Raw genomic sequence first — 13,013 nt, forward strand, 5'->3', positions numbered from 1 at the left:
CGGCGAACTTCAAGCTCGACGTCCGCAAACTCAAAAACCTAGGCCTCACCTACAGCCTGGAAACCGGCTACGAACTAACCCCTCGGCGCGCCCGCCCCCACCCACGGCGGCGCGTCCAGCCTCCATCCAGGGCGCGCCCAACCCTCCGCACACTGTGGCGCCCCAACCACCCACCCCCACCACCTCCCCTTGCACCTAAGCCCGCCCACCCGTTGCACCCCGCATTCCACCCCACCTGAGATGCACACTCGTCCTGCACCCGCGCTCCGCTCCACATCCGCGCACCACCGCACCCGCGCTGCACCCGCACCCGCGCCCGGGCCCGCGCTCCACCGTGCCTGGGCTGCGACTTGTACTGCGCTGGGCTTCTGCCTCCGCCTGCGGGTGGTTGGGGGTGGGGAGTGGGAAGGTGGTGGGGGAGTGTGGTTGGAGAGGGAAGGGGGTGAGCGGTGGTGACGGTTTCTGGGGATGAGGTTGCGGGGGTGGTGGAGGAGGCGCATCGGGCTTGTTGGTCGACTGTGCTGGCTTCGACTGTGCGGTTGACGCGGGATTTGGATTTGGCGGAGGACTGTACGCAGGACGCGTTCGTGCAAGCGTTGCGGACGTGGCCCGAGGGGGTGCCGTCGAATCCGGCGGGGTGGTTGACGACGGTTGCGCGGCGGTTGGCGCTGGATCGGTTGCGGCGGGAGACGACGCTTCGGCGGAAGTTGCCGTTGCTGGTCGAGGAAGCCGTGCCGCCGAATGATCGCGAGCAGCCGACCGATCCGTTGCGGCTCGTGTTCACCTGCTGTCACCCGGCGCTCGCCAGGGAATCGCAGATCGCCCTCACGTTGCGGCTCATCTGCGGCCTCACCACACGAGAGGTCGCGGCCGGGTTGCTGATCAGCGAGGCGACGGCGGCGGCCCGGATCACTCGAGCGAAGAAGAAGATCGCGGCCGCCAGCATCCCCTACCGGATCCCCGCTGACCACGAGCTCGCCGAGCGGCTGGACGTCGTACTGACCGTCGTGCAACTCGTCTACACAGCCGGCCACGTTGCGGCCGGCCCGGAGCTGACCCGCACCGACCTCACCGGCCGCGCATTGGAGCTGGCGCACCTCCTGGTCCGTCTGATGCCGGAGGAGCCAGAGCCAGAAGCGCTGCTCGCCCTGCTGCAAATGACACAGGCACGCGGTGACGCCAGACTCAGCGAAGACGGCGAACTCGTTCTCCTCGCAGACCAGGATCGAACCCGCTGGAACGCAAAGCTACTAGCCGAAGGCGTCTCCCGCGCCACCGCCGCCCTCCAACGCTCCACAGCCCTAACCGCCACCCCCGCCAAACCCCTCCACCCCACCCCCGTCCCCCCATCCCCGACACCACCAGCCAGCGCCCCCACCGAGCCTCTCCACCCCACCCCCGTTCCGCCATCCCCGACACCCCCAGCCACCGCCCGCGTCGAGCCCCTCCACCCCACCGCCGTTCCGCCGTCCCCGACACCCCCAGGCAGCCTCCGCGTCGAGCCTCCCCACCCCACCACCGTTCCGCCGTCACCGACAACGCCCGGCAGCGGCGGGGTCGAGCCTCTCCACCGCACGGGTGTTCCGCGATCACCGGCGACGCCGGGCAGCGGCGGGGTCGAGCCTCTCGACCACACGGCTGTTCGTTCACCGGCGACACCGGGTGGTGGGCGGTTTGTGCTTCAGGCGGCTATTGCTGGGCTGCATGTCACTGCGCCGTCGTGGGAGAAGACCGACTGGCAGCAAGTGGTGCGGATGTACGACGCGATGCTGCTCAGTTGGCCGTCGCCGATCGTCGCCCTCAACCGTGCGGCCGCACACAGCTTCGTCCCGGGCGCCGACCTCGCGGCGGTTCTCGACGAACTAGATGCCCTCAGCAAGGAACCGGCCCTCAAGACCTACGCCTACCTCCCCGCCACCCGAGCCGACGTCCTCACCCGCCTCAACCGCCCCGAAGAAGCAATCAAGGCGTACGACGAAGCGATCACCCTCACCGCCAACGACACCGAACGCCGCTCCCTCCAACGCCGCCGATCCGCCCTCCTCTGATTCACCCCAACCGCATCCCACGCGGCGAAGTACGGCCACCGGTTGCGTCACTTTGTCGCCATCGGCCAGCGCCTTGCGCAAGAACCGTTGGGTGATCGGGTCAGCTCGGTGCGGCGCCGACCGCGGTGCCGCTGATCAGCTCGTCCAGCGGGACCGCTCGAGGAGGAATCAGAGTGTGGTCTGGGTGCCCAGCGAGGCCGGCCGGCCCACGCAGCCGCAGCCGCCAAGGGATGCGACCGACGCAGCCGCAGCCGCCAAAGGGATGCGGCCGCTGGACCGGCAGCATGCGCATCGGGTCAGGCGGTCACCCACCAGTTGTCAGTCGTGGTCCCGCATGGCCGGCTAGGCATTGCCAGCGGTTGTTCTCGCGGATCCAGGTCTGAGTCATGGGCATGCGGAACTCCTCCGCACCCTGACCGTTATCCACCTCATCGGTCACCACGCAGCGAAGTACGGCGGTGTCGCCCGCGACCACCACCTCGACCTCTGTCAGGTGCTGTGCGTTCCACCGCAGCGATCCACTGGTGTTGGCAGACACATACGAATCCCGGTTGAAGCCGGCGCCGGTGTGCGAGGTCCAGCGGAACGCCGGATGCAACAAACCCCGCAAGGACTCCGCATCATTGGCGGCCAACGCAGCTGCTCGGCCCTCCGCCGCCGCGATCACCTGCTCCTCGATCGTCACCATGCTTCCATCATCGCAACCGGCCTTCCCAGCGATCGGAATTCGGGAGCCAGGGGAGCGGACGCCGTGTTTGACTGATCCGCATGAGCTTGCCTTCGGCCACAGTCATTGCGTACTTCGAACAGCACGCAACAGGGCCAGTGACTCTGTTGGGGCAAGGGATGGAAGGTGTTGTCTACGATCTCGGCGGTGGGCTCGTCGGCAAGGCGTGGTTCGACCGGACGGCTGCCGATGTGCTGCCACTCCAGGCGTTCCTCGCTGAGCTCAACCAGCAAGACCTGCCGTTCCGTACTCCGGACATCACCGTCGTCGACAGCGTGGATGGTCAAGCGGTCAGCATCGAACGAAGGCTGACCGGTACGCCGCTCAGCGAAGTACTCGCAAGCGGGGCAATGACCCAGCAGGAAGGGCTCGACCTCTTCGTTGAGATGGTCACCGCGTTGGGCACCACGACGGCTGGGCCGGCAAGCAAGGCTCTCCCGCTGCTCGGGCAGACGGCATTGGAAGGCGAGTGGGGCGACGGGCTTGCGGAGCTGGTTCGCCGGCGCGCCAGTGCGTCGTACCAGTATCTGTCGGCTGATGTCGACGACTTCGACGAGCTGCTGGAGCGCGTCCTCGCCAAACTCTCCGCGCTCAGCCTGGACAAGCCACAGATAGTCCACGGCGACATCTGTACCCCCAACGTCCTGGTAACCGAAGGCAGCAGCGCACGGGCAGCGCTGCTCGACTGGGGCTTCTTCACGACCGCAGGAGACAACACCTTCGACGCCGCCACCGCGGCGGGCTTCTACGACATGTACAGCCCGGCCGCGTGCGACTTCGACGACCAGCTCCTGGACCGGTTCGAACAACTAGGTCACTCCCGCGACCGCATGTACCTCTACCGCGCCGCCTACGCCATTGCGACAGCAACCATCTACAGCCCCGCCGCTGACGGCCACTACGTCTGGTGCGTCGGCAACCTCACGCGGAAGGATCTTCGGGCTGCCCTGTGATCGGCTGCCCGTCGCGCAGGTTGTGAAGAACGTTCGGCGCGGCCAGGAGGAGCGGCAGCCGACGGGCGTTGAGTGGTGACACCAGTCCGGCCAGCTCGGTCGCGGAGTACCAGGAGACGCCGAGGATCTCGCGGCCGTCCGGAGTGAGCGACTCCAGCAGCGACGGGTCGTGGACGCCGCCGTCGTACAGGATCTCGATGGCGTCGCCCCAGCCCTGCCAGCGGGGGAGCCAGTCGATGGCCAGTACGCCGACCAGCGGCAGTTCGAATCCGAGCTCCTCCTGCATCTCGCGCAGGGCGCCGGTCGCCGGGTCCTCGTCGGGCTCGACCACACCGCCGGGGAGTTCGAGGTCTCGCTTGTAGCTGACCTGGCAGAGCAGCACCCGGCCGCCGGTGTCCCGGACCACGATGTGGGCGATGACCCGCTTCTTCGGCAGCACGGAATCCATCAGCGCGGTCCACCCGTGCAGACTGTCCGCACGCGGGTCGTCACGCCGCAGGCCGTAGACAGCGACGTCGCGACGCTCGCCCTGCAGCACAGCCCCGCCCCGAAGCAGTCCCTCTCGCCGGAAGCCCGACCGGATGGCTATGCGGGCGGACGCCCGGTTCTCAGGGTCCACCTCGACCTGCAGCCGCTCCAGCCCGAGCTCACCGAAGGCATAGACCACCAGCATCCGTACTGCGCGCTGCGCGACCCGCCGGCCGCGGTACGGCTTGTACGTCGTCCAAGAGATGCTCCCGACGCCAGGAGACGTGCGGCGGACCGCCACGTTGCCGACCGGCCCGGACTCGCCCGCGAGCTCGATGACGAAGTTCACCACCGCGCGATCGTCGGCGTACTGCCGCCGCCAGTTCTCGACGGCCTCCACCAGCCCGGAGCGGGGCGGGAGGCCGGGGAAGTCGAACCAGCGCACCATCTCGTCGTCGGCCAGCCCGTGCGCGACGTCGATGTCGTCGTCCCGCCACGGCCGCAGGGTCAACTCACCGTCGGTCAGGGTCGGTTGAGGAGGTACGCCAGTCACCCCGCGAACGCTACCCGCAAACCGCCCCCGGACAACCGGCGGTCGCGGCCTCGCGCGGGTCTTCCAGGAATCGGTAAAAAATTCTTCGCCCGGATGCTAACTTTTCCGGCCTCTTGTGCGTCTATCTGTGTGAAGGCGGGTGAGGTCGCGTCGGGGCGGACGCGACCTCACCCGCCGACGCAATTACTGACCGTCGTACCGGAGCCAGATCGTGCCCAGTGGTGGTACCGAGATGTCCGCGCTGGTCTCCATTCCGTGCCAGCCCGGTCCGTTCGCCTCGAAGCCGCCGAAGTTGCCGACGCCCGAGCCGCCGTAGAGGTGAGCGTCGGTGTTGACGACCTCCCGCCAGTGCCCGGAGTACGGCAGGCCGAGCCGGTAGCCGTGGTGCGGGATCGCCGAGAAGTTGGCGACGCAGGCGAGCGTCGGCTGGCCCTCCTCGCCGTACCGGACGAAGGAGAAGACGTTGTTGCCGGCGTCGTTCGCGTCGATCCAGGAGAACCGGTCGGGCAGGTGGTCGTTGCCCCAGAGCGCCCGGGTGTCCTTGTAGTTCCCGTTCAGGTCCTTGACCAGCTGCTGCAGACCGCGGTGGTCGCTGTGGTCCAGCAGCCACCAGTCGAGCTCGCCCTTCTCGGACCACTCCGACTCCTGGCCGAACTCGCAGCCCATGAACAGCAGCTGCTTGCCCGGGTGCGCCCACATCATCGCGAGGTAGGCGCGCAGGTTGGCCAGCTGCTGCCAGCGGTCGCCCGGCATCTTGCGCAGCAGCGAGCCCTTGCCGTGCACGACCTCGTCGTGCGACAGCGGCAGGACGAAGTTCTCGGAGTAGGCGTACATCATCGAGAAGGTCAGCTCGTGGTGGTGGTACTGCCGGTAGATCGGCTCGTGCTCCAGGTAGCGGAGCGAGTCGTTCATCCAGCCCATGTTCCACTTGAAGCCGAACCCGAGGCCGCCCAGATGGGTGGCGCGGGTGACGCCCGGCCAGGACGTCGACTCCTCGGCGACCGTGATCACGCCGGGCACGCGCCGGTACAGCGTCGCGTTCATCTCCTGCAGGAACGAGACCGCCTCGAGGTTCTCGCGGCCGCCGTACTGGTTCGGGACCCACTGGCCTTCCTCGCGGGAGTAGTCCAGGTAGAGCATCGAGGCGACCGCGTCGACCCGCAGGCCGTCGATGTGGAACTCCTCGGCCCAGTAGACCGCGTTCGCGACCAGGAAGTTGCGCACCTGCGGCCGGCCGAAGTCGAAGACCAACGTGCCCCAGTCGGGCTGCTCGCCGCGCCGCGGGTCCGGGTGCTCGTACAGCGGGGTGCCGTCGAACCGGGCCAGCGCCCAGGCGTCCTTCGGGAAGTGTGCCGGCACCCAGTCGACGATCACGCCGATGTTTGCCTGGTGCAACGAATCGACCAGGTACCGGAAGTCGTCCGGGTCACCGAAGCGGGAGGTCGGCGCGAAGTACGAGGTGACCTGGTAGCCCCAGGAGCCGCCGAACGGGTGCTCCATCACCGGCATCAGCTCGACGTGCGTGAAGCCCATCTCGGTGACGTAGCCGACCAGTTCGTCGGCGAGATCGCGGTACGACTTGCCCTTGCGCCACGAGCCGAGATGCACCTCGTACACGCTCATCGGCTCGGCGTGGGCCTGCGAAGCGGCGCGGTGGTCGAGCCACTCCGCGTCCTTCCACTCGTACGTCGACTCGTGCACGACCGACGCGTTCGCCGGGGGAGTCTCGGCCAGGTTCGCCATCGGGTCGGCCTTCTGCCGCCAGACGCCGTCGCGGCCACAGATGTCGAACTTGTACCGCGTACCTGGGCCGACGCCCGGCACGAACAGTTCCCAGACACCGGACGAACCCATCGTGCGCATCGGGTGCGCGCGGCCGTCCCAGAAGTTGAAGTCGGCGGTCAGCCGGATGCCTTGCGCGTTGGGCGCCCAGACGGCGAACGAAGTACCGGTGACTGTGCCGTTCGGTCCGTCGTAACGGCGGACGTGGGCACCGAGCACGGTCCACAGCTGCTCGTGCCGGCCTTCACCGATCAGGTGCAAGTCCACCTCGCCGAGCGACGGCAGGTAGCGGTACGGGTCGTCGAGCTCCAGCGGCGGGCCGTCGGTGTAGGTCACCTCGAGCCGATAGTCGGGCACCTTGTCGACATCGAGTACGCCGACCCAGATGCCCTCGAACTCGTGCTGCAGCTCGACACTGGAGTTCTCGAAGTGCGCGGTCACCGTGCTGGCGAACGGACGCAGGACTCGCAGCGTCACCATCCCGTCGCCGAGATGCGGCCCGAGTACCTGGTGCGGATCGTGGTACGTGCCGGCGACGATCCGCTCGAGCACTCCTCGATCGACCGGAACCGCCTTGTCCAGCAGGCTTCCTGGTACCGCGTCGTCCACTGGCACAGCCGCCGGTTCCGGCTCGGTCATCGCCTCGGAGATCGGCGTCGTCACCTGGTCGCTCTTGCTCGAGTCCATACACCCCATCCTGCCCGATCGAAAGTCGAACTACTGCACCCCGTACCCGTCTGGTCCAGGCGTACACAGCGACCCCAGGCAAGTGCTGCTCAGCCGAGGACCGAGAGCCCGGAGGAGACGCGCGTTACGAGGCGCTCAGTTGGGCGGCTGCGGCTAGCGGGATGGGTAGCCAGGTTGGGCGGTTGCGGGCCTCGTACAGGGTTTCGTAGATGACCTTGTCGGCCAGGAACGCACTCAGCAGGACACCCTGGTCGCGCGGGTCGGTGCCCGCGACCTCCGCGTAGCCGTCGCAGAAGGCGCGGCGGTTGCGGTTGGACCATTCGGCCGCGCGGTACGCGATCTGCTGGTCGCCCTGGTGCTCGGACAGCAGCGAGCGGGCCGCGTAGTCGAACGACCGGAGCATCCCGGCGATGTCCTTGATCGGGGTGTCCAGCGCGCGCCGCTCCACCAGCGATTTGGCCGGCTCACCCTCGAAGTCGATCAGCTTCCAGCCCTCGATCGTGCGCAGCACCTGACCAAGATGGAAGTCGCCGTGGATCCGCTGCACGGGCACCGGTACGCCGGACTCCGCCAGCGCGTCGAAGGCCCGCGCCAACCCTGGCGCGAACTCACCGAGCTCGGGCACCGCGGCAACCGCCTTGTCCAGCCGGCGTCGCATCGCGTCGGCGTGCTCGACCATCTGGGACGGCTCCCAGACATCCGTACCGAGCGCTTTCGCGAGCTCGGCGTGCACCTGCGCGGTGGCCGCACCCAACCGGTGCGACTCACCGGCGAAGTCGCCACCGACCTCTTCGGCGTGCAGGTCGGCCTCGGCATACAGGTCCCGGACCGAGGTGGTCGCGTACGACCAGCCGTCGGTCGCGTTCTTCTGGAACGCCGTCATCATCGCCAGCTCACCCGAGTCGGTGCCGCCGCCGGCGCGCGGCCACGAGCCACGCGCCGAACCCAGCACCTCGGGAACCAGCTCCGAGCCCGCCTCGGTGAGCGCCGACTCGATCTCGACCCCGGGATTGCTCCCGGGCTCGAGCCGGCGGAACACCTTCAGCAGCGCGGTGTCGCCGAAGACCAGCGACGTGTTGCTCTGTTCGACAGTGAGGACGAGCGACTGCGCGTCCTCCGGTACGACGGTGGCCCGCTCCGGCGCGTGCACCGGGTGGAACTCCAGCCCGTCCAGCCGCCGCCCATGGGTGAGGGCGTCCAGCCAGTACGGCGTCGCCTCCTTGTCGTGCAGCGCGTCGTACACCCAGACCCTCGTGTCGTCGAGGTCCTGCTCCGCCCAGTCACCAACCAGGGCATGGCCGAGGTTGTCGACCGGCTCCCGGTGGTAGCTGAGCGGCAGCTGGTAAACCCGGATCGCGTTCTCCGCGCCGGGCGGGCCGGCGCAGTACACGAATCCGATCCGGACCGCGGGCCAGACGCCCTCGTCCGACAGCCACACCGAGGTGGCCATCGCGTCGACGTGGACGTCATGTCCCTTCTCACCGAACCATCGCTGGTTGGCGCAGAAGGACTGGACCTGGTCCAGATGGGAAGTCACGAAGAGCTCTCCTCACGATCAGCAGCCTTGTTGACCGGCAAACGGAACCAGTAGAAACCGTGCGCACCGAGGGTGAGCAGGTAGGGCAGCTCGCCGATGGTCGGGAAGTGCACCCCGCCGAGCAGCTCGATCGGTTCCACGCCCTGCCACTGCCGCAGATCCAGCTCGATCGGCTGCGGGAACCGTGACAGGTTGTTGACGCACAGCACCACGTCGTCACCGAACTCACGGACGTACGACAGCACGCTCGGGTTGGAACCGCCTAGGTCAGTGAAAGTACCCATCCCGAAACATGGGTGCTGCTTGCGGGTTTGGATCATCCGCCGGGTCCAGTGCAGCAGCGACGACGCGTTCTCCATCTCCGCCTCGACGTTGACCGCCTGGAATCCGTAGACCGGGTCCATGATGACCGGCAGGCTGAGCTTGCCGGGCGTAGCGGTCGAGAACGACGCGTTGCGGTCCGGGGACCACTGCATCGGCGTACGGACGCCGTCGCGGTCACCGAGCCAGATGTTGTCGCCCATGCCGATCTCGTCGCCGTAGTACAGGATCGGCGAACCGGGCAGCGACAGCAGCATCGCGGTGAACAGTTCCATCCGGTTCACGTCGTTGTCGAGCAACGGCGCGAGCCGGCGGCGGATACCGATGTTGGCCTTCATCCGCGGGTCCTGGGCGTACTCGCCCCACATGTAGTCGCGCTCTTCGTCGGTCACCATCTCGAGCGTCAGCTCGTCGTGGTTGCGCAGGAAGATGCCCCACTGACAGGTGTCGGGGATCTGCGGGGTCTGGGCCAGGATCTCCGAGATCGGGAACCGCGACTCGCGCCGCACGCCCATGAAGATCCGCGGCATCACCGGGAAGTGGAAGGCCATCTGGCACTCGTCGCCACCGGACTCGCGGTCGCCGAAGTACTCGACCACGTCGGCCGGCCACTGGTTGGCCTCACACAGCAGGACGCGGTCGGAGTAGTTCGCGTCCACCTCCTTGCGGACCCGGCGCAGGAACTCGTGCGTCCTGGGCAGGTTCTCGCAGTTGGTGCCCTCTTCCTCGAACAGGTACGGCACCGCGTCCAGCCGGAAACCGTCCACGCCGAGATCGAGCCAGAACTTCAGCGCCTCGATCATCGCGTCGCCGACGGCCGGGTTCTCGAAGTTCAGGTCCGGTTGGTTGGAGTAGAACCGGTGCCAGAAGTACTGGCCCCGGACCGGGTCCCAGGTCCAGTTGGACACCTCGGTGTCGACGAAGATGATCCGGGCGTCCGAGTACGCCGTGTCGGTGTCCGACCAGACGTAGAAGTCGCCGTACGGGCCGTCGGGGTTGTTGCGGGACTCCTGGAACCAGGGGTGCTGGTCCGAGGTGTGGTTCATCACGAAGTCGACGATGATCCGGATGCCGCGCGCGTGCGCCGCCTCCATGAACGCGGCGAAGTCGGCGATCGTGCCGACCTCGGGCATCACGTTGGTGTAGTCGGAGATGTCGTAACCGCCGTCACGCAGAGGTGAGGGGTAGAACGGCGGTAACCAGAGACAGTCCACGCCGAGCCACTCGAGATAGTCGAGTTTCTCGGTCAAGCCTTGCAGGTCGCCGATGCCGTCGGCGTTCGAGTCCTTGAAGGACCGCACGAGGACTTCGTAGAAGACGGCCCGCTTGAACCACAGCGGGTCACTCTTCGTCAGTCCGTGGTGCTGCTCCGGCAGCATGTCGGTCACGCTCACCTCCATCGGGTGTCATCCCCTTGGTCCAAACCTAGCGCTACAACAGGGGTGCGTCGCCGGGTCGATCCGGCGACGCGCGGGTGGACACTTTTTTCGGCGTGCACTGGTTTCCCTTACCCGGTGACGGGCTTTCCAAAAGGGACGGCCAGGCCGCCGGGGGTGTCCGGTGATGTGCTACGAGGCCGTGGGATGGGCGGTCCTGGCCGACGTTCAGCACAGTCTGACGGCCCTTTGCCAGTACAAGCAAATGGGGGCCTCATCGCGCTATTCCGCCGACGAACCGTGACCTGAACCCCGTTGCTTTCCACCCCGCCAGTCGTTACTTTCCCCAACATTTGCAGCGATCTCCCCACACCGGCCGCGTTTGTTGGTAGGCGTGGTGCGCATGGGTGGCGTCTCAACTGGTGGAAGCTGTCGAGGTGCTCGTTGTGGGGTCAGTCGGTGGGGCGGGGGGACTTGCGGGGTTTGCGGGTGTACTTGGTGAAGCCGGCTCGTTCGGCGTCGGCTTCGGTGCGGAACCAGACTTCGGGTTTGGTGCGGCCGTAGTACGGCGAGTCCGGAGTGTGGAACAGCATCGATTGCGCGTTGCCTTTGATGGTGAAGCCGTCGGGCGGGCCCTGGTGGGCGACCGCGTCGGCCGAGCCTTCGCCGTATCTGCCGACGGGAACCGCCGCGGATTTGACCTGTACTTCGTCCGCGGGCGCGGTGTCGTCGAAGAGGGTCGGCTCGCCGGCGTCCATCCGCTGGGAGAACACCGGATTCACCGCGGCCGGCTCCGGCTGCGGCTCCGGCGCGCGCTCGGGTTCCGGCTCTTGCTCAGGTTCCGGCTTTGGAGCTGGCTTGGGCTGCGGAGGTTCGTCGGCTGTTTGGTCGAAGGGGTCGATCGGTTCTTCGAAGCGGCGAGATGGGGGAGCGGTCGTCGTACCGGCCGTTGCTACGCCGGCTGCGACGAGGGTTTTCTCTTCGGCTGGTTCTTCCTGCTCGGCCGGGACAGCCGCGGGGGACTGGTCGCGGCGGTTGAGGAGGAGCCAGGTGATGATGGCGCCGGCTGCGAAGGCCAACAAGCTCCACGGCCAGTTGTGGCGGAACAGCCAAGCCATCAGCGAGCACCCTTCGACGCGGTGGGTAGTAGCCGGTGCAGCAGCCAGGCTGCTGCGCTGCCGAGTACGAACGCGACCAGCAGCAGGAACCAGACCTGGGCGATCAGCCAACTCATGAAATTCCCCTGGAACTCTAAAGGACTCGGATCTCGACCCGGCGGTTCGCGACCCGGCCGGCGGACGTGGTGTTCGGCGCCACCGGACGAGTCTCCCCGTAGCCGCGGCTGGTGATCCGCCCGGCGGGTACGCCGAGCTTGACGAGTGCCGCCTTGACGGCGTCCGCGCGCCGCTGGGACAGCGGCAGGCTGGTGGCGGGATTGCCGAGGTTGTCGGTGTGACCGGCCACCTCGACGTCGTAGCTGTCGCAGCTCTTGAGCAGTTCCGCGGCCCGGACCACCGACACCTTGGAGGCGTCGTTCACGATGGCGGTGCCGGACAGGAAGACGATCTTGTTCTCCGCGGCCAGCCGGCTCAGCCGCGCCTCGAACGTCCGGCACGCCTCGCTGACCGGCGGCTTCGCAATCACCGGCACCTGGAGCTCGTTGGCGATCACGGCACCCGGTACTGCGGCCGCTGCCGCGCGTGCGGCGGTCGCTTTGGTCGCCTGGTCGGCCACCTTGCCGCTCAGCGTCACCTTGGCACCGTCGAACTTGATCGACGCATCACCGGTTGCCGTCGACAACGCGTGCAGCAGGGCGGACAACGCGGCCGGGTTCGGCAGGGCGGTCTGCTCGTCGATGGTGAGCTTGTCGACGAACTCGGTGCCTTCGGGCAGCAATGCCTGGACCTCGGCGACGACCTTGTCCTTCGCGGCCTGGTCGTGCACGACGGCTTGGACGGTGATCGAGTGGTCGGTCCGGCTCAACTCGAACGGAGCGACCTCGACGTCGGAAGGCGGGGTCGCGGGTGTGCCGGTCGGCGTACCGGCCGTTTCCTCGGCCGGCCCGGTCGAAGGCGCCTCGGTCGACGGCGCCTCCGTCGAAGGCACCTCCGTCGAAGGTGCCTCGGTCGCGGGCGCGCTGGTCGCCGGTGCGCTGGTCGGAGCCTCCTGCGCGGTGCCGCCGTTGGTGTGAGCGGCGCGAACGCCATCCACCGCCTCGACCACCTGCTTCGCCTCGGACGCGTCAGCACCCGCCGGTACGACGAGCTTCGCGTCCCGCCCGGAGAAATCGACCTGTACTCCGGTGATGCCGCGGGCGTCCAGTGCGGCCAGTGACCGCTGGCGTAAGTCGTCCTCGGTCGGCCCCGCCTTGAGGCCGATCACCAGCGCGGTGAGCAGCACGGGAACGAGCACGGCTGCGAGCAGCCAGACAAAACCGGGCCGCCGCCGAACGAGTCCCGAACTCGTCGCGGCTGCCGCGGTGGGATCGGACCGGGAGTCGTCCGAGGATCCGGGCACTGTTCCTCCGTCAAGAGCGGTCATAGGTGACCGTGCGCGAGGAC

At 67.7% G+C, this 13,013-nt stretch carries 9 protein-coding genes; 2 read left to right on the forward strand and 7 right to left on the reverse strand.

The genetic code is table 11. The features are described from left to right. Positions 1 to 485 precede the first annotated feature (485 nt). Positions 486 to 2,048: a sigma-70 family RNA polymerase sigma factor gene (locus AB0F51_RS33795; RefSeq protein WP_360287017.1), complete on the forward strand. Its 1,563-nt coding sequence runs from the start codon at positions 486 to 488 to the stop codon at positions 2,046 to 2,048. A 304-nt stretch (positions 2,049 to 2,352) separates the two neighbouring features. On the opposite strand, the gene AB0F51_RS33800 is transcribed toward AB0F51_RS33795, so the two are convergent. Continuing rightward, a complete protein-coding gene (locus AB0F51_RS33800) occupies positions 2,353 to 2,736 on the reverse strand; it encodes a nuclear transport factor 2 family protein (RefSeq protein ID WP_360286535.1) in 384 nt (127 codons plus the stop codon). Positions 2,737 to 2,894: 158 nt separating this feature from the next. Between AB0F51_RS33800 and AB0F51_RS33805 the strand changes: the two genes are divergently transcribed. Continuing rightward, complete coding sequence (locus tag AB0F51_RS33805) at positions 2,895 to 3,728, forward strand: aminoglycoside phosphotransferase family protein (RefSeq protein ID WP_360286538.1); 834 nt, start codon at positions 2,895 to 2,897, stop codon at positions 3,726 to 3,728. Here AB0F51_RS33805 and AB0F51_RS33810 read toward each other — a convergent pair. The 6 genes from AB0F51_RS33810 to AB0F51_RS33835 form a co-directional block, all read right to left on the reverse strand. Continuing rightward, positions 3,697 to 4,749, reverse strand: coding sequence for a GNAT family N-acetyltransferase (locus tag AB0F51_RS33810; RefSeq protein WP_360286541.1), 1,053 nt, complete (start codon positions 4,747 to 4,749; stop codon positions 3,697 to 3,699). The genes AB0F51_RS33805 and AB0F51_RS33810 overlap by 32 nt on opposite strands. A 183-nt stretch (positions 4,750 to 4,932) precedes the next feature. Next, the gene (gene glgB / locus AB0F51_RS33815) at positions 4,933 to 7,218 is read right to left on the reverse strand and encodes a 1,4-alpha-glucan branching protein GlgB (protein WP_360286544.1); all 2,286 of its coding nucleotides are present in this window, start codon (positions 7,216 to 7,218) and stop codon (positions 4,933 to 4,935) included. 124 nt (positions 7,219 to 7,342) lie between these two features. Further along, positions 7,343 to 8,755 carry an aminoglycoside phosphotransferase gene (locus AB0F51_RS33820; RefSeq protein ID WP_360286547.1) on the reverse strand — a complete coding sequence of 471 codons (1,413 nt, stop codon included), beginning with the start codon at positions 8,753 to 8,755 and terminating at the stop codon, positions 7,343 to 7,345. Then, a complete protein-coding gene (treS, locus tag AB0F51_RS33825; protein ID WP_360287019.1) occupies positions 8,752 to 10,455 on the reverse strand; it encodes a maltose alpha-D-glucosyltransferase in 1,704 nt (567 codons plus the stop codon). The genes AB0F51_RS33820 and treS overlap by 4 nt, the downstream gene beginning before the upstream one ends. A 449-nt stretch (positions 10,456 to 10,904) precedes the next feature. Then, positions 10,905 to 11,570, reverse strand: a complete 666-nt coding sequence (locus tag AB0F51_RS33830) for a hypothetical protein (protein ID WP_360286550.1) — start codon at positions 11,568 to 11,570, stop codon at positions 10,905 to 10,907. A gap of 133 nt (positions 11,571 to 11,703) precedes the next feature. Next, the gene (locus AB0F51_RS33835) at positions 11,704 to 12,969 is read right to left on the reverse strand and encodes an OmpA family protein (RefSeq protein WP_360286553.1); all 1,266 of its coding nucleotides are present in this window, start codon (positions 12,967 to 12,969) and stop codon (positions 11,704 to 11,706) included. Positions 12,970 to 13,013 lie beyond the last annotated feature (44 nt).

Source organism: Kribbella sp. NPDC023855, from assembly GCF_040639475.1.
GTDB lineage: Bacteria > Actinomycetota > Actinomycetes > Propionibacteriales > Kribbellaceae > Kribbella.

What these genes read in the sequence shown, in the direction of transcription:
- AB0F51_RS33800 (WP_360286535.1), bottom strand. Translation starts at nt 2,736, where the DNA reads ATGGTGACGATCGAGGAGCAGGTGATCGCGGCGGCGGAGGGCCGAGCA.
- AB0F51_RS33805 (WP_360286538.1), top strand. Translation starts at nt 2,895, where the DNA reads ATGGAAGGTGTTGTCTACGATCTCGGCGGTGGGCTCGTCGGCAAGGCG.
- glgB (WP_360286544.1), bottom strand. Translation starts at nt 7,218, where the DNA reads ATGGACTCGAGCAAGAGCGACCAGGTGACGACGCCGATCTCCGAGGCG.
- treS (WP_360287019.1), bottom strand. Translation starts at nt 10,455, where the DNA reads ATGCTGCCGGAGCAGCACCACGGACTGACGAAGAGTGACCCGCTGTGG.
- AB0F51_RS33830 (WP_360286550.1), bottom strand. Translation starts at nt 11,570, where the DNA reads ATGGCTTGGCTGTTCCGCCACAACTGGCCGTGGAGCTTGTTGGCCTTC.